This window comes from Vibrio sp. V30_P3S12P165 (assembly GCF_009904905.1).
Classification (GTDB): domain Bacteria; phylum Pseudomonadota; class Gammaproteobacteria; order Enterobacterales; family Vibrionaceae; genus Vibrio; species Vibrio fujianensis.
This window is the reverse complement of sequence record NZ_WXWH01000006.1, coordinates 20,900-41,328: the sequence shown is the minus strand read 5'-3', so window position 1 is coordinate 41,328 and position 20,429 is coordinate 20,900. Positions and strand designations below refer to the sequence as shown.

At 42.5% G+C, this 20,429-nt stretch carries 18 protein-coding genes; 14 read left to right on the top strand and 4 right to left on the bottom strand.

Going from position 1 to position 20,429, the window contains the following annotated elements:
* The first annotated feature begins 68 nt into the window (after positions 1–68).
* The 5 genes from ftsE to glpG all read left to right on the top strand — a co-directional run bounded on the left by ftsE (position 69) and on the right by glpG (position 4,523).
* Entirely contained in the window at positions 69–743 is a 675-nt protein-coding gene (ftsE, locus tag CAG57_RS01525) for a cell division ATP-binding protein FtsE (protein ID WP_099610368.1), read from the top strand.
* Positions 733–1,692: a permease-like cell division protein FtsX gene (gene ftsX, locus CAG57_RS01520; RefSeq protein ID WP_099610396.1), complete on the top strand. Its 960-nt coding sequence runs from the start codon at positions 733–735 to the stop codon at positions 1,690–1,692. Before ftsE ends, ftsX begins: the two co-directional genes overlap by 11 nt.
* Before the next feature lie 405 nt (positions 1,693–2,097).
* Positions 2,098–2,955, top strand: coding sequence for an RNA polymerase sigma factor RpoH (gene rpoH, locus CAG57_RS01515; protein ID WP_099610369.1), 858 nt, complete (start codon positions 2,098–2,100; stop codon positions 2,953–2,955).
* A gap of 392 nt (positions 2,956–3,347) precedes the next feature.
* Entirely contained in the window at positions 3,348–3,668 is a 321-nt protein-coding gene (gene glpE, locus CAG57_RS01510; protein ID WP_099610370.1) for a thiosulfate sulfurtransferase GlpE, read from the top strand.
* Between the two features lie 6 nt (positions 3,669–3,674).
* Positions 3,675–4,523 (top strand): rhomboid family intramembrane serine protease GlpG, encoded by an 849-nt coding sequence (gene glpG, locus CAG57_RS01505; protein WP_099610371.1) that lies wholly within the window; start codon positions 3,675–3,677, stop codon positions 4,521–4,523.
* Between the two features lie 31 nt (positions 4,524–4,554).
* Here the strand turns inward: glpG and CAG57_RS01500 are convergent, their stop codons facing one another.
* Positions 4,555–4,962, bottom strand: a complete 408-nt coding sequence (locus tag CAG57_RS01500; protein ID WP_099610372.1) for a flagellar basal body-associated protein FliL — start codon at positions 4,960–4,962, stop codon at positions 4,555–4,557.
* 165 nt (positions 4,963–5,127) lie between these two features.
* On the opposite strand from CAG57_RS01500, the gene CAG57_RS01495 reads away from it, so the two are divergent.
* Both CAG57_RS01495 and ubiA read left to right on the top strand, forming a co-directional pair.
* On the top strand, positions 5,128–5,667 hold the full coding sequence (locus tag CAG57_RS01495; protein ID WP_099610373.1) for a chorismate lyase: 540 nt from the start codon (positions 5,128–5,130) through the stop codon (positions 5,665–5,667).
* On the top strand, positions 5,668–6,522 hold the full coding sequence (ubiA, locus tag CAG57_RS01490; protein ID WP_099610374.1) for a 4-hydroxybenzoate octaprenyltransferase: 855 nt from the start codon (positions 5,668–5,670) through the stop codon (positions 6,520–6,522).
* Between the two features lie 100 nt (positions 6,523–6,622).
* Here the strand turns inward: ubiA and plsB are convergent, their stop codons facing one another.
* The gene (gene plsB, locus CAG57_RS01485; protein ID WP_099610375.1) at positions 6,623–9,049 is read right to left on the bottom strand and encodes a glycerol-3-phosphate 1-O-acyltransferase PlsB; all 2,427 of its coding nucleotides are present in this window, start codon (positions 9,047–9,049) and stop codon (positions 6,623–6,625) included.
* Positions 9,050–9,373: 324 nt separating this feature from the next.
* Here plsB and lexA point away from each other — a divergent pair, with 324 nt between their 5' ends.
* The 3 genes from lexA to dinF all read left to right on the top strand — a co-directional run bounded on the left by lexA (position 9,374) and on the right by dinF (position 12,314).
* Positions 9,374–9,997 (top strand): transcriptional repressor LexA, encoded by a 624-nt coding sequence (lexA, locus tag CAG57_RS01480; protein WP_099610376.1) that lies wholly within the window; start codon positions 9,374–9,376, stop codon positions 9,995–9,997.
* 74 nt (positions 9,998–10,071) lie between these two features.
* A complete protein-coding gene (locus CAG57_RS01475) occupies positions 10,072–10,887 on the top strand; it encodes a class I SAM-dependent methyltransferase (protein WP_099610377.1) in 816 nt (271 codons plus the stop codon).
* 53 nt (positions 10,888–10,940) lie between these two features.
* Positions 10,941–12,314 (top strand): MATE family efflux transporter DinF, encoded by a 1,374-nt coding sequence (gene dinF, locus CAG57_RS01470; RefSeq protein WP_161428549.1) that lies wholly within the window; start codon positions 10,941–10,943, stop codon positions 12,312–12,314.
* Positions 12,315–12,354: 40 nt separating this feature from the next.
* Here dinF and sthA read toward each other — a convergent pair whose 3' ends face one another.
* Positions 12,355–13,755 carry a Si-specific NAD(P)(+) transhydrogenase gene (gene sthA / locus CAG57_RS01465; protein ID WP_099610379.1) on the bottom strand — a complete coding sequence of 467 codons (1,401 nt, stop codon included), beginning with the start codon at positions 13,753–13,755 and terminating at the stop codon, positions 12,355–12,357.
* 245 nt (positions 13,756–14,000) lie between these two features.
* On the opposite strand from sthA, the gene fabR reads away from it, so the two are divergent.
* Both fabR and CAG57_RS01455 read left to right on the top strand, forming a co-directional pair.
* On the top strand, positions 14,001–14,642 hold the full coding sequence (gene fabR / locus CAG57_RS01460) for an HTH-type transcriptional repressor FabR (RefSeq protein ID WP_099610380.1): 642 nt from the start codon (positions 14,001–14,003) through the stop codon (positions 14,640–14,642).
* On the top strand, positions 14,642–15,013 hold the full coding sequence (locus CAG57_RS01455) for a YijD family membrane protein (protein ID WP_099610381.1): 372 nt from the start codon (positions 14,642–14,644) through the stop codon (positions 15,011–15,013). The genes fabR and CAG57_RS01455 overlap by 1 nt, the downstream gene beginning before the upstream one ends.
* A 68-nt stretch (positions 15,014–15,081) precedes the next feature.
* On the opposite strand, the gene trmA is transcribed toward CAG57_RS01455, so the two are convergent.
* Positions 15,082–16,197, bottom strand: a complete 1,116-nt coding sequence (gene trmA, locus CAG57_RS01450; protein WP_161428548.1) for a tRNA (uridine(54)-C5)-methyltransferase TrmA — start codon at positions 16,195–16,197, stop codon at positions 15,082–15,084.
* Between the two features lie 348 nt (positions 16,198–16,545).
* On the opposite strand from trmA, the gene CAG57_RS01445 reads away from it, so the two are divergent.
* A complete protein-coding gene (locus CAG57_RS01445) occupies positions 16,546–17,952 on the top strand; it encodes a tyrosine-type recombinase/integrase (protein ID WP_161439480.1) in 1,407 nt (468 codons plus the stop codon).
* Positions 17,953–17,956: 4 nt separating this feature from the next.
* Entirely contained in the window at positions 17,957–20,425 is a 2,469-nt protein-coding gene (locus CAG57_RS01440; RefSeq protein ID WP_161439479.1) for a hypothetical protein, read from the top strand.
* Positions 20,426–20,429 lie beyond the last annotated feature (4 nt).

The following is a 20,429-nucleotide window of genomic DNA, read 5'->3' as shown; positions in this document are numbered from 1 at the left end:
GCTATCGTTTAAGCAATCACATTTAGCCTTGGCATGAGTTTGTTATGTGTTTAATAGGGGAATAGCGGGTGATTAAGTTTCAACAAGTAAGTAAAGCCTATCGAGGTGGCCGCCAAGCGCTTCAGAAAGTGGATTTTCATTTGCGTCGAGGAGAAATGGCTTTTTTAGGTGGCCATTCAGGCGCAGGAAAAAGCACGTTACTGAAATTGATCTGTGCTATCGAGCGGCCTACAGATGGTAAAGTCAGCTTCAATGGGCACGATATCACCCGCATCCCTAATAAAGATATTCCTTTTTTACGACGTAATATTGGTATTGTGTTTCAAGATCATCGACTACTTATGGATCGTCCTGTGTTCGATAATGTTGCATTGCCGATGCGAATCGAATCTATTTCAGAATATGAGGTAAAACGTCGAGTTTCGGCAGCACTAGATAAAACGGGTTTATTAGATAAAGCTCGTTGTTTACCCAGTCAACTCTCCGGTGGTGAGCAGCAACGTGTCGGTATTGCTCGTGCGGTTGTTAATCGACCGACGTTATTGTTAGCCGATGAGCCAACCGGAAATTTGGATCCCGAACTTTCTAATCGTATCTTACGATTATTTGAGGAGTTTAACCGAGCCGGGGTGACGATTTTACTCGCAACCCATGATATTCATTTGGTGCATTCGCGCCCTCAATATCGCCATATGGAACTCAACCAAGGCTTCTTGAGTGAGGTAGATGAATATGGTCATTAAAAAGAAAGTGAATAAACAACGTGGGCAGCAAAGAGTACAACGAGACTCCTTCTTTACGGTACAGATGAAACAATCCAAAGCGGCCTTTTCTGCATTATGGCAACGTCCATTAGGAAATATTCTGACGTTAGCGGTCATTTCGATGGCGTTAACACTACCGGCAAGTTTATATTTACTTACCAAAAATATTGCCTCTGTTGCCGTTAATGTTGCAAGCCCATCACAAATTAACCTGTATATTCAAGAAGGAACTCCTGAGCCACGAATCATGGTGTTAAAAGACCAGATTGAGCGCCGTAGTGAAGTGGCAACGGTGGAATACATTTCGCCACAGCAAGGTCTTGCTGAACTCAGCCAATACGCAGGCTTTGATCAAGCGCTAAGCCTATTGGATGAATATGCCTTGCCAGCGGTCTTGGTGATCTCACCGAGTATTGACGATAATGAGATGATAAAACAACTTGCCCACACTCTGCGTGAAGAGGCAAATGTTACCGATGTCCGTTTAGATGAAGACTGGCTAGCCCGGTTAGATGCCATTCGACATCTGGTTTTGATTGTGGTGGTGAGCCTTTCATTATTAATGCTTTCATCTGTTTTTCTCATTGTTGGTAATACGTTACGTTTTAATGTGCAGGCCAATAAAGACGAAATTCAAACGATGAAACTGATTGGTGCAACCGACAGTTATATTTTACGCCCTTACCTGTATTCCGGAATGTGGTTAGGTTTGCTCGGCTCGTTTTTTGCGTGGCTAATGACGGCCTTAATTACGGTGGTGTTGAATGACGCGGTCTCTGCATTAGCAGCTTTATACGACAGTCGTTTTCGGATGATTGGCCTAAGTTGGGATGAGTCACTCCTGTTATTGATGGTAGGGACGTTTTTAGGCTGTATTGCGGCACAGATTTCAGCGAAACGGCATTTAAAAGAAATTGAACCTATTTAAGTTGTTGAGGTCTAGGGTCTGTTTATCTTTCGCGGTTAAATTTTGTTCGAGATAAAAGTGTTTTACTTTTTGTTGAGGTTTGTAGCTCCTTTCTACGGCGTTATCGGCTTCTCAGGTAGAATAACTACATTTCAAAGCCTCTGCCTTGTATAAAGAAGCCACAAACTGCTGCAAAAATCAGCTCGAAAGATAAACAGACCTTAGTAATCTCGATAAATAAAGTAAATTTTTCTGTTCTCAATGCCTTCATTTTTTATTGGGCAAAGATATAATTATTGAGGCTAAGGTTTGTTTCTTGAGTGTGGCTTGTTAATGATCGGCAATCAACACTTGAAACCTGTTCATTTTCAGTTCAAGATTGATGGGTTAAAAATAACTCCAGATCAGAGATTGATGAGGATTTGAATGACTAACCAAGCGTATCCAATGGCTCTCGTTTCACAAGATAGCTTAGATAGCTATATCCGTTCAGTAAACAGTTACCCAATGTTGACTGCTGAAGAGGAACGTGAATTGGCGGAGCAATTACATTACTCAGGTGATCTTGAAGCGGCGAAAACGCTTATTTTATCGCATCTTCGATTTGTTGTTCATGTTGCTCGTGGCTATTCCGGCTATGGATTGCCGATGGCTGACCTTGTCCAAGAAGGAAATATCGGTTTAATGAAAGCGGTAAAACGCTTTAACCCAGAGGTTGGTGTTCGATTAGTTTCTTTTGCGGTTCATTGGATTAAAGCGGAAATCCATGAATATGTCTTGCGGAACTGGCGCATTGTCAAAATCGCGACAACGAAAGCACAACGTAAGCTATTTTTTAACCTACGTAAGTCGAAAAAACGTTTAGGTTGGTTTAATAATGGTGAAGTCGAAACGGTTGCGCGAGAGTTGGGTGTTGAGCCGTCAGAAGTTCGTGAAATGGAGTCTCGGTTAGCAGCTCAAGATCCAACATTTGAATTTTCTGCTGAAGATGATGACAACCCAAATGCTTATACCGCACCGATGCTGTATTTAGAAGATAAGCAATCGGATATTGCTGACAATATTGAAGCCCAAAATTGGGAAAGTCATACCAATCAGCGTTTAAGTTTGGCTCTTGCAAGCTTAGATGAACGAAGCCAACATATTGTACGTTCTCGTTGGTTAGATGATCAAAAAGCGACATTACAAGAGCTTGCCGATTTATACCAAGTTTCAGCGGAACGTATTCGTCAGCTAGAAAAAAATGCCATGAAAAAGCTCAAAGATGCGGTAGGCGAGTTGTAATTTAAATACCGTCGCTCCATATTTAAGAAGCCGGGATCCAGTGATCCCGGCTTTTTTTGTTTTCGATCTTAGTGCCGGATCATTCGGCGATTTTTTCTGTGGATAACTCTGTGATAAAATTATTTGCTAACTGTCATCAAACAGGGTAAATAAAGGGTTGAACGCTGTTTTTTATTTGGGGATATGTTTTTTTACACACAGTAAAGTAAAGATCATTACAAGATGTTGTGGATCTAAATTTATCAATATACCTTATCAACGCAATTCACAGAATTATCCACAAATGATGAAAAAGCATTCAGCAGTGGATAACCTTAATCTCTCTGTGTACTTGTTCCGTGTGAGTTAGGTTACAATGTGCGCTATAAAATCAAGCCTCAACGAGAACAGTTATGGACCAGTTTCAGCATATTGATGTCATGTCTGCCCAATCATTATTGACCGAGTTAACAGCAAAACTAGTGGATATTCGAGACGCACAATCTTTTGCTCTTGCTCATCCACCTCAAGCTTTTCATTTAACTAACGATTCTATGATTCATTTTATGAATGACACCGATTTTGAACAGCCTATTTTGGTGCTGTGTTATCATGGTGTCAGCAGCCAAGGTGCCGCACAATATCTGATTAACCAAGGTTTTGAGCAGGTATATAGTATTGATGGTGGATTTGAAGCTTGGCAACGGGCCGGTTTACCGATAGAAACGAGTTAAGCGACGATGATAAAATTGATCACCCTAAATAACCCTCGAATGGCACAGTCTTTTATTGACTATATGGCTTCACGTCAGATTGAAGTGCAGATGGAAGTCGAAGAGGGGGAGCTATTTTCTTTATGGCTGATGGATGAGCAACATTGGACAGAAACGGAAAGTGAATTAAAACAGTTTTTGCGTTGTCCGCAAGATAGCAAATATCAAGCGGCGTCTTGGGATGTGGCAGAGACGCGTAAGCCGCACTTTTATTATGCTTCTCCTAGCCTTTTTTCGTTAATAAAAGCGAAAGCAGGCCCCATCACTTTGCTGGTAATGCTGGTGTGTGTCGCTAACTTTACTCTACAACAGTTTGGTTGGGCTCAGCAGGTATTTGCTGCTTTACATTTTCCGGCAGTTGCCGATCAGAAATGGCAACTATGGCGTTGGTTTAGCCATGCGCTACTGCATTTTTCTGTTATACATATTACCTTTAATTTATTGTGGTGGTGGCAATTAGGGGGAGATATTGAAAAGCGGTTAGGCAGTGGTAAGGTATTACAAATCTTTTTGATCTCAGCAGCACTCTCGGGTGCCGGGCAATATTGGGTTGAAGGCGCGAACTTTGGCGGCTTATCCGGCGTCGTTTATGCCTTAGTGGGTTATTTATGGATTGTAGGCTGGCGGGTTCCTGAGTTGGGATTAACTATGCCTAAACCGTTGATTGGATTTATGTTGGTTTGGTTAATTCTAGGTTTTGTTCAGCCGTTTATGGCGATCGCAAACAGTGCACATCTTGCTGGGCTGATCTGTGGTTTGTTATTGGGTTGGTTAGATATCGGACGACTGAAAAAAACAAATCAAAAGCATCAATAGAATGCTTTTGATTAAGAGCAGTCTTGGACATTTATTGATAAATATACTTCGTGAACAGTAAGTCAGCAATGAGCATGCGCCCCGTTTCTGGCAATAAAATATCATTTAATTGCTCAACTAAAGTTTTACGTAAGTTTTCTCGCCCAGCCAGTGACTTTATCGCTTCTTCCGTTTGTTTTCCAAGCATCTCAACCACGGCATCTCGTATTAAAGGCTGGTGCAATTCGATCAGCGGCAGATCGGCATTATTCGCGACCATAATATCAATCCTGACTTGAATATAGCCCAACTGTTTACCTTTAGTGTAAAAGTTAGTGGTAAGATCGGGTTCAAGAGTAAAGTAAGCCAACTGTGGTTTATTTTCTTCAGTTGCTTGGCTTGGGTAAGCGGTTAGCAGGCCAAAGGCGAGCATTGTTGGAACTAAATAACGTTTAAGCATATTTGTGCCTGTTCTTTGTTCTGTTCACGATATTCGAATCGCCTGAGTCTTGTTACAATAGTGCATCTGATGGTAAAGAAATGCTTAACTAGAGCTTACACACGAGTCGTGTTGCTGTATTCAAGCGTTATTGTATGATGGTTAAGCATTATATTGAATAATAGTATGAAGAGAATAACTCCGCTCTATCTTTCTGCGTTACAGCAAGTAAATTGGCAAATACCAGCAGAATTTAGCTATCCAAGCGAGTTGGCTAGGTCTTGGTTGCTCGAGCAAGGTTCATTATCGCGTTTGATGAGTCAACACTGTCAAACATTACAAGTTAATCTTTGTGAGCATCACTGGGCTGATCCCAAACAGTTGGCGATCGATGAAATTGCCTTGTTATCGCAAGAGCGTTGTTTATTACGGCAAGTCATCTTATCTGGCGACAGCCATCCTTGGGTGCTTGGTCGAACCTTGATTCCTCAAGCCTCATTACACGATCAACCGATAGATCTGACCTTGCAGGGTAATATTCCACTTGGTTTAACGGTTTTTAGGTGTGAGAACGTTAACCGCGATGCACTGCAAGTGGGATGGGCAAAAACGTCACAGGGGCAACTACTTGCTCGACGTTCACGTTTATGGATGAATGATAAACCCATGTTAGTCGCAGAATTATTTCTTCCGGATTGTCCTGTGTACACTAAGGAGAGTGTGTAAATGACAGTAGCAAAAGCGCGTGCTTATTGGCAGTTAATGCGCATGAATCGGCCGATTGGCTCATTACTTTTATTATGGCCAACCGTATGGGCGCTGATCCTTGCTGCACAAGGAATACCCGATCTCAAAGTGTTGCTGGTCTTTATTGTGGGAGTCTTTGCGATGCGATCTGCGGGATGCGTGATTAATGATTTTGCTGACCGTCATGTGGATGGGCACGTTAAGCGCACCGCTCAACGTCCATTGCCTTCTGGCATGGTAACAGCACAAGAAGCGATTATTCTTTTTGTTACCTTAGTTTTGTTCTCATTTTTATTAGTGCTAACCATGAATCCACTGACCATCAAGCTCTCTTTTGCTGGGGTGGTGTTAGCCTTTATTTATCCGTTTATGAAACGTTACACACATCTCCCGCAGTTTTTTTTGGGGTTAGCGTTTAGCTGGTCTATTCCGATGGCATGGGCTGCACAAGCCAATGAATTACCGATGGTGGTGTGGTTTTTGTTTGCGATCAATGTTATTTGGACCATTGCTTATGATACCCAGTATGCCATGGTCGACCGAGATGATGATTTAATCATTGGGGTTAAATCGACCGCTATTTTATTTGGTCGTTTTGATAAAATGATTATCGGAACTTTACAGCTTTTGACCGTATTATTATTGATGCTGCTTGGCTACGGTTATCAGTTAGGATCGAGTTATTATTGGGCTATCTTAATTGCTTGTGGCTTATTTGTTCACCAGCAACATCTCATTCGACATCGTGAGCGTATGCCTTGTTTTCAAGCTTTTCTTAATAATAATTACGTTGGTATGGTGGTTGCTGTTGGTTTATTTCTCTCTTTCCTATAATGGTTTATCTTGTAGAGCCATCAGGCATCCTTAATGGATGCCTGATGGCTTTTGCGCTTGCTAGCTGCTGCGCCATAACAGTATTGCTGGTATAACCTGACTACCATTCCACTTGATAGATGCTTTCTTGGATGGTAAGTCGAACCTCCGGATAAAGCATGGCATACAACGCTTGTGCCAAGGATTGGGTTTTTTCTAAATGACAATCGCCATTGCTCTCTAAATAACCTTGTTTGGTTAAGGTGACAAACAGCGCTGAGAAGACGCCTTTATCAAAAAACTCTGGCGCATTAATGCCATGTAATCGGCCTAGACGCTGAGCGATTTCTTGGCTCTTACTTTCTAACTCTGCCTTATCCAGTTCAGGATTAGCCACCAGCAGATTTAAAGCAATCGCATAGCGCTGTAAGGTTTCTAGAATAGTTCGACCAAGTAACATCAATACCTGCGTTTGTGCTTGGTTAATTGTGACGTTACCATCATGTTGGGTGAGCATTTGCTGTGCTTCTAATTCTGCCAGATAGTGCTCAACAACTTGGGGGAGTTCTTCTTCCTTATAGCTCAAAAAGAGTTCTTGTTTGAGAAATGGATATACCTGTGCGACATGCTGCTGGATTGCCGCGACCGACATCTGCTGTTGACGAATCAACATCTGAGCAATTAATGATGGGAGCGCAAGTAGATGAATAATATTGTTGCGATAATAGGTCATCAAAATGGATTGATTACGATCGAGGGAAATAATATCCCCCATGGTATCGGTTTCCACTAAAAACTTATCTAAAGACTCAGCATGTAAAACTAATTGTTCTGCACTTTCATTTGGTACGGTGAAGGTATTGGAATACGGTACATTGCGCAGCAGCGACAAGTAACATTCAATTTGCTTGACTAAATTATCCCGAGCGAGCGCACGTTGACGTGAAGCGAGTAATGCGGTTGCGCATAATGTCATCGCATTGGCCGCCGCTGCATCGTTAATATGGGTCATCATTTTGGTGGCCAACTCATTGACCACAGAAGTCATCCATTGTGGTTTACTGGCCCCCATTGGGTCGATCGCTTGAGTCCATTCTGGTACGTGTTCATTTAGAAATTGATTAAGTGGAATCGGTTCCCCAAAGTTTACGTAGCCTTGTCCAAAATTGCGTAGTTTGCGCAAGGTACGAAAAACGAGCCCAGCATTTTCTTTTTCTTTACGCTTACCTCGTAGTTCTTTCGCATAGGTACTGACTTCCATAACATGCTCATAACCAATATACACAGGCACCAGGGTTACTGGACGATTAAGTCCGCGCAACATCGCTTGAATGGTCATCGCGAGCATACCCGTTTTCGCCTGGAGCAAACGCCCCGTTCTTGAGCGTCCTCCTTCACTAAAATATTCCACGGAATAGCCTTTAGCGAACAGTTCTGCTAAATATTCTCGGAAAATGGTGGAATAAAGTTTATTTCCTTTAAAACTGCGACGAATAAAAAAGGCACCGCCACGGCGGAAAATTAAGCCAGCTGGAAAGAAATTTAAGTTAATACCTGCGGCGATATGGGGCGGCACCATGCCTTCGTGATACAGCACATAAGAGAGTAATAGATAATCCATGTGGCTCCGATGGCAAGGAACATAGACAATTTCATGTCCATCTTGTGCGAGCTTCCGAACGCTAGCGGCATTATTTATATTTAAACCTTGATAAATTCGGTTCCATAACCAACCCAGAATACGATCGCCTTTTTTGATTAAGGAGTAGGAGAAATCAGCCGCAATTTCATCAAGGATGTTGTGTGCTTCTTTACGTGCTTTTTCAAGCGAAATATTTTTACTATTCGCTTCATCAGCAATGGCTTTCTCAATCGCCGGAGAGTGCATTAATCGTGTAAATAATTGGTGACGCTGAGGAAGGTTTGGCCCTGATGCTGCAAGTTTTTGACGAGAAAAATGGATTCGTGCGACGCGGGCTAATTTGTGGGCAATTGAACTATCGGTGCCATGGGCATCAGCCATATAACGTAGCGAAACGACAGGGCTAAAACGAACCAAACAATCTCGGCCAGACAACAGAACGGCTTTGGCTTTTTGTGGGCCGTTTAGCATTTGTAAGTACGGTTTCTCACGCCCTTCTTTACCTGGTTTTCTTCCCCATAAAACAGTCGCTGGGATCATCTGAACGTCCAGCTCAGAATCTAACTGATGTAGGCTAAGGAGTTCGGTAAAGGTTGAGATGGACTCACTAGGAACATGGTTATCATCTTGTAATAAGGTTGGACGTGAGGAGATAAAAACATAACGTTTTAGCTGGTGTCCATTGATAACGAGTGGCGTAAGCGGGTCGGGTAAACCTGCGCGCCGAGCGTGTGTTTGTAATGTCAGTAAATCAACATTAGAGCGGAACGGTAGCGCATAGACGACCGGCTTATTGAGGTCGATGCTAAGATCATCAATTGGATTTGACGGAATAGCTGTCCCCTTAACCAGTACCGAAAGCGGTAATTTAAGCAGGGAACGTGAAAATGAGTGTCCGGAAGACATAAGAGTTTAAGGCCTCGAGAATACATACAAAAACTTAAACGGCTTACTTTTGTTTAGTCGTCGCTCAAAAGGAAGATGCTTAAGTCGGAGTCTTTTTTGGATCGCAAGAATACCAGAAACTGGTCAAACCTTTTAATAATATTGCTCAACATAACGTCATTTTATCGATGTTATGATGAGTTATGCGGCCATCGTCGGAAAGCAAACCAATAGGTACTATACCCATGAGCCTGGTAGGAATGACTCAAAAACCAGTAATCTGGATTGCTTTTCCATTATTACTGGATATACTCACAGTTAACTGTATAAAAAGACAGGTGAGTTATGAAGCCGTTAACGCCACGCCAGCAACAAGTTTTCGATTTAATTAAAAGTAAAATTGAAGAAACAGGTATGCCACCGACTCGAGCGGAAATAGCTCGTGAACTCGGTTTTCGTTCTGCCAACGCAGCTGAAGAGCACCTAAAAGCGCTTGCTCGTAAACAAGTGATTGAGATAATTCCAGGTGCTTCGCGAGGCCTGCGAATTTTACTGGGAGCAAATGATGAAACTCAGGACGACGGACTGCCGCTCATTGGCCGTGTTGCTGCGGGAGAGCCGATTCTCGCGCAAGAGCATGTCGAAGCTCACTACCAGGTCGATCCGAGCATGTTTCGTCCGCAGGCCGACTTCTTATTGCGTGTCCAAGGCGAAAGCATGAAGAATATTGGTATTATGGATGGTGATCTGCTTGCGGTGCATAAAACTCAAGATGTTCGCAATGGACAAGTGGTAGTGGCTCGAGTTGAAGATGATGTCACTGTTAAACGGTTAGAACGTAAGGGTGCGAAAGTTTTTCTGCATGCAGAGAATGAAGCATTTGCACCGATTGAAGTTGATCTTACTTGTCAGGAATTAGCGATTGAGGGGGTGGCCGTCGGTATTATTCGCAATACCGATTGGATGTAGAATTCCTTCCAGTAAAGAATCTTGCTAATCTAACTGATATTCATTATCATCTTCTTTATGGCGTCATAAGGAAGATGGTTATGCCCTCAAAAAAGACAGATTCATCCGCTTATCATGTTCCCGTTCGGTTACTGCAGCCGCTTTGGTTACGTAGCCGAGAAAGCTTAGTTGATGATGGTTTAGTTTATGACCCCATGGCCACTAGCGCTTGTCAGCGTTGTCATTTAGCACCTGAGTGCTTTGCGGGTGATATACATCAAAAACAACTATTACACGTCACGTTAACGCGGCTGTGCGATCAACTGGTTCAGCAGTTCCTTAAACATTACCCAGAGGGTTGGGTCGTCAATGTTGGTGCAGGGCTCGATACTCGTTTCTACCGGATTGATAATGGTCGTTGCCATTGGTTAGAAGTGGATGTGACTGAACATCTTCTTTGGCGGCAAAAGCTTTTCCACCGTAGTGAACGTTATCAACACTGCTGTGGCAGTGTCGAGACCATTAATTGGCTGGAATGTTTACCGATCCCTGAATCTGCTCCTGTGTTTATCTTATGCGAGCAAGCTTTGTTAGATTGCAATGCACAACAAGTGGCGCATTTTATTCGCTCAATTGGCCTGCACTTCGCTCATGCGCAGGCTTGTATTATTTTAGCTGGGGATAAAACCGATACTCGTTTAGGGCAAAAAATGGGCTCAGGCAATTATCGACATGGTTTTTCTCACCCAGATCAGGCGGTATTACACTGTTTACCTTGGGCGAATCAGGTTACTCTGTTTTCTCCTCTGGATCGTGATTGTGGACGTTGGAAATTATGGCAACGCTTCATGAGCAAGTTTGGTTACGTAAAACAGCGCTTCACGCCTGTGGCTGCTCTCGTTTGCTGGTAGTACTTACACTGATAGTCGTTACATAGCTGTTAGGCAGAATTTTCGTTACACTGATGCCTTCATTTCTCGAGGGCTATGGCGTGCAATCCATCATTCAAACATTGTCTAATCGTTCTCTTCATCGGCAGGTTTTACTGCTGTCTATTCCGATGGTGTTGTCAAATATTACTGTTCCCTTATTGGGGGTGGTTGATGCGGCCGTGATTGGTCACTTACCACATGCTTGGTATCTAGGAGGCGTGGCCTTAGGAAGCACCTTGATCAGTGTGGCATTTTGGTTGCTGGGTTTTTTACGTATGTCGACGACGGGCTTAACCGCACAAGCCTATGGTGCGGATAATGCTCAGCAATTAGCGCGAGTTTGGTTACAAGGCATCCTTATGGCGTTAGGGTTTGCAACGCTATTTTTACTTTTTCATCGTGGGATCGCGGAGGCGATTTTTTCTATCAGTCAGGCCAGTGAACAAGTCAAAACCTATGCGATGCAGTATTTTGTTATTCGATCTTGGAGTGCCCCCGCGGCGTTAATCAATCTCGTATTGCTGGGATGGTTGTTGGGCACACAAAATGCTAAAGCTCCGATGTGGATGGTGATTATTACTAATCTTACCAATATTGGATTAGATATGTTTTTTGTGCTGGGATTAGGCTGGAAAGTACAAGGTGTTGCGGCGGCCTCGGTGATTGCTGATTATGTTGGCATGAGCTTTGGATTATTATGTGTGTGGCGGTACTGGTGTGCAAAATCGTTACCATCACCATGGTCTTTGTTGGCAGAAGCCTCACAGGACATGAGCCGTTTTATTCGCCTAAATCGTGATATTTTCCTTCGTTCACTGTGCTTGCAAGCCGTATTTAGTTTTATGACCTTTCAAGGCGCAGCATTTGGTGATCAGGTTGTTGCGGCGAATGCGGTATTAATGAGTTTTCTAATGATGATCTCCTATGGCATGGACGGTTTTGCTTATGCAATAGAAGCTATGGTCGGCAAGGCGATCGGAGCCAATAGTCAGCAGCAACTCAAAGCCTCTATCATTGGTAGTACTTTCTGGAGTCTACTGATTTGTCTAGGTTTAACCGTGATGTTCTCGGTGGCAGGGACATGGCTGATTAGTCTCATCACCAGTATTGAAGACGTCCAGCAAACAGCTCAAGCTTTTCTTCCTTGGTTGGTGGCCATGCCGTTAATTTCCATGTGGTGCTTTTTATTGGATAGTATTTTTATTGGCGCAACGAAAGGGAAGGAAATGCGCAATAGTATGTTTATTGCTGCTTTGGGCTTTTTTATTTTCTTCACTCTGTTTTCTGCTTGGCAGAATCATGCTTTGTGGTTCTCCATGCTGGCTTTTATGGCATTACGTGGTATGACGTTAGGCTGGCGATTGATAGGGCTGTGGCGATACGGGCTATTTTTCGAAAAGGGATAAATGTGCTCCCCAAGCATGGTAAACGGTTGGGGAGCTTTTTTTAAAAGAGTCGATTTAAGCCATTGAGCGCCGCGACGCGATACGCTTCTGCCATGGTTGGGTAGTTAAATGTGGTATTCACAAAATACTCAATGGTGTTCGCTGTTCCTTTTTGTTCCATAATTGCTTGGCCAATATGAATGATTTCAGCCGCACGTTCCCCGAATACGTGAATGCCTAAAATTTCCTTTGTCTCTCGATGGAACAAAATTTTTAGGCTTCCGATATCTTTTCCTGAAATTTGTGCTCTCGCAAGATGTTTAAACGACGAGCGGCCCACTTCATAAGGAACTTTCGCGGCCGTAAGTTCTTGCTCAGTTTTCCCCACCGAGCTGATTTCAGGAATGGTATAAATTCCGGTTGGAATATCTTCAATCAGTTTATTACTGGCTTGCCCTTGAGTAATGGCTTGGGCGGTAAAGCGGCCTTGATCATAGGCAGCGCTGGCAAGGCTTGGATAACCGATCACATCACCTACGGCATAAATATGTTCGATATCAGTTTGGTAGTTGTTGTTGACAGCCAACTGGCCGCGTGAGTCTGGGCTGAGTCCAACAGAAGAGAGATTGAGTTTATCGGTATTTCCCGTTCGTCCATTGGCATACAGTAGGCAATCTGCTTTCATTTTTTTGCCAGACTGCAAGTAAACAATAACCCCATCGTCGGTGCCTTCCACTTTTTGATAGGTTTCATCGTTACGGATCACGATACCACTATTCCAGAAGTGATAAGAGAGTGCATCTGAAATTTCATTATCTAAGAAGGCGAGTAAGCGATCCCGCGTGTTTACTAAATCGGTTTTAACCCCTAAGCCACGAAAAATAGAGGCGTATTCGCAGCCGATGACTCCTGCACCGTAAATAATAATATGTTTGGGGTCATGTTTAAGGTTGAGAATCGAATCACTGTCATAGATGCGAGGGTGACTAAAGTCGACATCACTTGGTTGATAAGGTCGAGAGCCTGTAGCGATCACAAACTTATCCGCTTGGTAATGTTCCACACTACCATCCTCTTTGCTAACCGCGACAGTTTGTGGGTCAACAAATTGAGCAGAGCCAAAAATAAGAGAACAGTGATTACGATCGTAAAAACCTTGGCGCAAACGAGTTTGCTTATCAATCACCGATTTTGCATGGTCGAGAATCGATGAGAAATTAGCATATAGGCTGGTATTATTTTTACAAAATAGAGGGTTACGATTAAATTCAATAATTCGGCTAACAGCATGGCGTAGTGCTTTGGAGGGAATGGTTCCCCAGTGTGTACATCCTCCGCCAACACTGCTTTCTTTTTCGATAATGGCGACATTCATACCTGCTTTTGTTAAGCCCATGGCGGCTCCTTCTCCGCCTGGACCACTGCCGATTACGATGACGTCAAAGTGGTGATTCTGTGCCATAAAGTGTCCTTGTTATCCATGCTTTGTCTGACTGTAGCGAGATTGTAACGAATTAGTCAGTGAGGTAAATCTTGTTGCTTTCAGAGAGTGTTTAGGATCACGTACTTTCATGGTGTGGGACCGAGATTGATTGAATCATTGAATAGAAGATTGCTCCTAAGCAGAACGAGGTAATGAGAGAGTCGACAAGTCTTTGTCTTGCGTTATAGTATTGAGTCGATTTTCATTGATAGAACGGATCCAGTATGAAACCCACGGGAATTCGCGCACAACAAAAAGAAAAAACCCGCCGCTCATTGATTGATGCTGCTTTTCGTCAACTCAGTGCGGATCGCAGCTTTTCCAACTTGAGCCTACGTGAAGTTGCCCGTGAAGCGGGGATCGCCCCGACCTCGTTCTATCGCCACTTTAAAGATATGGATGAGCTAGGCTTAACCATGGTGGATGAAGGCGGGCTGTTATTACGACAGTTAATGCGTCAAGCCCGCCAGCGCATTGTTAAAGAAGGGAGTGTCATTCGAACCTCAGTTGAAACCTTTATGGAATTTATTGACAGCAGCCCCAATGTATTTCGTCTGTTGCTGCGTGAGCGTTCTGGTACATCCTTTGAGTTTCGTACCGCAGTGGTGCGTGAAATTGAACATTTTTCAGCAGAGTTAACCGAGTACTTAATTAATACAGGCATGTCACGTGAAGAGGCCATGGTGCAAGCTGAAGCATCAGTGACATTGGTATTTAGCTCCGGCGCTCAAGCTTTAGATTTAAATCGACAAGCGAGAGAGGAATTAGCTGAGCGATTAATAATGCAACTACGCATGATGGCAAAAGGGGCTCTCTGGTATCGGAAGGAACGGGAACGAAATCGATTAAAAGGTGGAATAGACTAATGACGAAAAAAACAAATAATCATTATCCAAGCTCTGAGCGTAAAACCTTGGTGTTAGCATTAATCTCGGGTATGTCCGGAGATGCCTTACTATCTTGGCTTACCATGAGTGAAGTCACATTCTCGATCTTTCCCTTGATCGCTTTAGTTTTATCGGTGCAGGCTCTCTATCAGCAGTATTTACGTCATCCTGTTGCCGAAGATATCCCGTTGGTGAGTCTGGCCTGTTTCTTTGTTGGAGCATTTGGCCATTCTGCGTTTATTAAGGCTCAATATCCTGATAGTGGTTCAAACTTACTTTCTCTTTTTATTGTCTTAGCCCTTTTATTGTGGATCGGTAAAAAGCTCGGATTTATTGGCCGTCGCCACTGAATAGCTTAAGCGAAATAATGTCAATCTTTCCAGAACAAGAAACGAGCCATTTGGCTCGTTTCTGCTGTTTATTGGTTGTCTTTACGCTCTAACATCACACCTGCTTCCATGTGGTGGGTGTATGGGAATTGATCAAATAAAGCGAAACGAGTGATGTTATGAGTCGTTGACAAGATCTCTAGGTTCTCTTTTAGCGTTTCAGGGTTACAAGAAATGTAGAGAATCCGCTCGTAGCCTTGTACCATTTTACAAGTCTCTATATCCATTCCGGCACGTGGTGGGTCGACAAAAATGGTGTTACAGCGGTAACTTTTAAGATCAATCCCTGCATCTTTCAAGCGGTTAAATTCACGTTTACCTTCCATCGCTTGAGTAAACTCTTCAGCTGACATACGGATAATTTGTACATTATCTATTTTGTTTACTGCAATATTGTATTGTGCGGATTCGACTGATGGTTTGGCCAATTCTGTCGCTAAAACGCGGTCAAAGTTTTGTGCAAGCGCAAGAGAAAAATTACCATTACCACAGTAAAGTTCTAATAGGTCTCCTTGGCTGTCTTGCGTGCAGTCAACAGCCCATTCGAGCATCTTCTCGGCCACTTTTCCATTGGGCTGAGTAAAACTATTTTCGACTTGCTGATACAGGTAAGGTTGGCCGTTGACGTGTAGTTTTTCTATCACATACTCTCGGTCGAGTACGATTTTCATTTTGCGAGCGCGACCGATCAAATTAAGGTTGAACCCTTCATCATTCAATTGTTGCTTTAGCTTATTGGCTTCAATGGTCCATGCCTCGTCTAACTGACGGTGATAAAGCAGCGAAACTAACACTTCACCGCTGAGGGTGGATAAGAAATCCACTTGAAATAGTTTACGACGTAAGGTGTCGTTTTTTTTCATTGCATCAAGCAGTAAGGGCATCAAATCATTAATTAACCGACTGGCGGCGGGAAATTGATCAACGCGATACTTTTCCCGTGTGGTGGGGTTAAACATAATGTAATACATTTCGTCGCCTTCATGCCAAACGCGAAATTCTGCACGCATACGGTAATGTTGCTGAGGAGACTCAAAGACTTCCAGCTCAGGGACTTGGTAGGGCTGAAACATTTCCGTCAGACGGGTGATTTTCTCAGCCAATTGTGCTGAATAGTGTTCCGGATTTACGTCAAGCGTCGCCATGGTATTACCTTTCAATGGGTGCATGTATTTCAAGAGCGCAGATTTTATTCAATCTACAACACATGTCCAGTTTTGTACGAAATAGAAGGGAAATCAGGCTTAAATTACCCATAGTTCACTTTCTATACTAGACAATTGGAGTTTTGCTAAATACTATCCATGGAGCTGGTGACACTTGGCCGTCTAGGTTGCTAAATGTCTGAAAAGGGAATCTGGTGGAAATCCAGAACTACGGTTGGGATCTTTATTAGACGACGCAAGTTAATAAGCTGTTAGTATAAAAAATTAGACATAATGGATTTATTAGCTTAGTGTAGTGCTATAATTGTTTGATTATTTGGTGCTAATTTGATTGAGCAGAGTAAGGCATTTCCAGAGGACTATGGTGTTGATTACTGTCTTATGTGGATCAATACGGATAAATATCCTTCTTTTACCAGTAGGGCGGCCCCTGATAGTGGAGAAATAGTCCACGAAGTAAATGACAATTCAAAACCATTTATTTATAAACTTCCGATTTTAGTTGACCCAGATGGCATTAATGTAGTGCCAGTCAATTTATACCTGCACTCTCTATTGTCAAATCCAGATATATCATCCGTTGATACAATTGAATCTCATGCAAATGCCTTATTAAGCTTCTATCGTTGGATGAGTATGGAAATCCCAGAACATACTGACAAAAGAACAGGTGTCTTGATTGAAGAGAAGCTACCATTAACAATATTTGACTGCACAGAGAAAGTAGAAGAAAGCCCGGTCGTTAGATATCGTGATTACTTATTAGAGAATCTTTATACCGAAGATGAAAATGGAAAAATCGGTGGTTCTCCAAATACGGCTTCTAGCTATGTACTAAAAGTAGTTGCTTACTACACCTATCTTCATCGCCAACGGATAGTCCCACTTAGCAAAACTTTTCGCCCATTTGAGTTTTCAGCCAAGAAAGTTCGTATACAGAACAAAAATAAGAGAGCGCAACATGACATGCTCTCACATCTCAATAGTTATCGCGGCGATATTACCGTGTATACGACGGGTCTCACCAAGCCATTTAAGAACAGACAAAAGCCTCAAGATGCTGATATCCGAGAGCTACGTCCCTTGCGTGAAGATGAAAAACAAGCCTTTTACCGATATATCGATGTGCAAAATTCATCTGATACTAAGGACTTAATGTTGTACACGGCAACTGAGGTTGGGGTAAGACTTGAGGAACTGATAACTTTTCCTGCTTCTGTCGTAGAGAGGCCAAAATCTAAAGTTATGAAAGTGCCAATTGGTGAGCGCATCAATGGTTGTCTTACCAAATACAGAAAAGAGAGAACGATCGAAATTCCAGACTACGTTATGGATCTTTTGTATGAGTACAAGCTAAGTAAGGCAAGGAAGGAAGCTATTGACAGTGGGTTATTGCGTCATAATCACTTATTCGTTCAATCTAATGGCAGTATTTACGCACCAAACACAATTCAAAAGCATGTGGAAGCTGTACGCAATGATATGATTCTTAGCGGGCTTGATATTTATTTTGTTACGCATGATTTAAGAGCTACTTTTGCGACCGATTGGCTGTACAAGAGACATATTGAAACAGGTAAGCCCTTTGAGGCACTCATCTCCGAACTAGCATACTTGATGGGGCATGAGAATACAGGTACTACTCAAAAATACATTAACTATCTAAATGATGATAAAACATGGTTTGAGTTCTCTCAGCGAAAAAATCAATTTGCACAAGAAGTGTTGAGGTGAGCATATGGCAAAAAGTCGATTAGCAGCATCTAGAAATAAAAATAAACTCATTACTCAACCAAAAGCGAAAGATAACGTTACTTCATTAGATTTGAGTTTTAAACTGTATCGAAAAGAGAATGCGTATGGTTATCAATTCAGTCTTCTTGATTGGTGTCATGAGCAGTGCGATCCCCAAAGGCCATTAGTAAAACCATCTCGCTTGAAAATAATGCAAAAGCTAAGGTTCTGGGTTGATCAAGAGAAAAAAAATAACAGTAGTGAAGGTTCTATATTTGCTAGGTTATCCATTTTAAAGCAGTACCTTGTTTTTTGTGACTTTAAAAAGAACTCCCCTTTTTGTCAGGCTGGATACCTTTCTTATGTTGGGAACGCTGGTGAATTGTGGCGTTTAGTTCATGAGGGGTGTGAGCAGAAAAAATATAGCTTTCAATACTATGATGGTGAAGAAGCTGGCATATTGGAATCCACTGCTTGTAGGAGAAAGATGTTCCTCGATAATCTTCTTTCGGTGCTTGGTGTTGATATATCTGAGTGGCAAGCCACGCTTAAACCTTTTTCTACTATGAAGGATGAACCATCAACACAACCTTATATATCAAGTGAGTGGTATGGATTAGTTCGACGCACTCAACTTTTCTTTTTTTCTTTGGCAACTCAACTTATTGCTCTAAAAGAGGAGAACCCTGAAGTACTTCCCCCTCGATGCTTAGAAGGTATTGTCGTAGATAGGGTAAATGGTCGTGACATTACAATTGAGTTGGGGGGCGGTGATGTAAAAGATGGAGCTGGGAGTCCTTTTAATCAATGTATGGCCGCAGCTTACACCTTATTTGCCTACTACACCGCATTTAATGACACTCCGATCAAAGAGGTTCGTCATCCTATTAAAGTAGTAGTATCGAAGGCAGAAAATCGCACATCGAAAACAGCTCAAGTTCGCGCATATAAAGGTCGTGCAGCAAAAGACGTAAAGGCGTTGTTTTCAGGTTCAGAAGAAAACTTGCATCCCGAAGCTAGTGAAAAAAGTGCTGGGTTTATTGTTGCTAATATTAATAAACGAGACAGTGTCGGGAAAGCCGACGGCATCACATTTCTCCAGACCTTTGAATTACTCTCAAAAACGTACAGTGATGACCCGTTTGATACCTTAATATATCTTCTCAATAGCCAAGGAGAAAAAGCTAAGGTGGAGATGGGGCAGGCTCTATCGGCGTTATCAAGGAATTTAAATTTACTTTCTAGTGACAGAGGTGAGCTAGTCGCTCACTTAGTTAAAACCTATACCGATATTGTTGAAAATCAAAAGATGACCACTTTTAACTGGGTTCAGAGAGAAGATAACTCATGGGTAATGGACAGGCAGGTCATCGAACTAGGTAAAAAAGTTGTAACACAAAGAGCAATTCCCATAGCTTACGCTGCCATCTCATGTATGACGGATGTTTCACTTCGAAACGTACTGATGCCACTCAGCTATTCAGATAAAGATACAGATGGAAATATCACGATTTCTTTTAAATATCTTGATGGCTCAAAAGGCGATTTTACAGTTGATTCTAAATACCGCCGTTTCCTTCAATTAGTTGAGCGCTATGCAGCAACGAGAAACCCGATACCTGGTATAACGCGAGTTGGTCTGAGTAATCGGCGTAGTGGTGGAACCAAACCTCCTTTTCTACTGCCTTTGGGGAAGCAAAATCATACTTACCAGTGGTCCGAAGGAAAGGTGCCTATAAGCTCATATTTGTTGAATTTGTGCGGTATAGATCATGGAGACTACTTTTTAAATATAAATTCAAGTCGAATTCGAGTTACTCACTCTGACTTGGAATACAAACCAGAAGAGCGTGGGTTGACTGCTCAAAAGATTTTGCAGCACAGCATTGAAACGGCTGATAGGCGATACCGAAATGGGCATCCTGTTTCAAATAGTAAGCAAACATCGCAAGGAATGATGGTGCTAAGTCACATCGCTGCGGGAAAGACACGCAATGAAGCTATAGAAACAGTTGAGAAAGAGCTAAAAATTCCTGTCTTAGAATACGAAATTTGGAAAAAACGCAACCGACCCACTAACCCTAACGGTGTTGATTGTGACGGTCAAATTGATCTGAGTTCAGAAAAAGATTGGCATTATGCGGCGCGTAAATTTGCAGAAGAAAAGGGGATTATTGAAGAAGGGCAGGATATCACCTGTTATCAATACGATCTTTGCCCCTTTTGCAAAAGCGCCAAGCTTGTTGATGATCCCTACGCTATTTATAAATTGCTGAGTTTTCTCGATGCGCTAAGTGAAGGTATTGATCAATATCCAGAACGAGCGTCCATCATCCAATCGAAGATAGAACGCTTTCAAGCCCATCTTGATGACGTACCATTAGAAACAATTGAACAAGCTGAATATTTGCTAGAAGAAAAAGGGCGTTATTTACTTTTTAACTCATTATCTTCTGTTACCCAATACCTATAAGGAT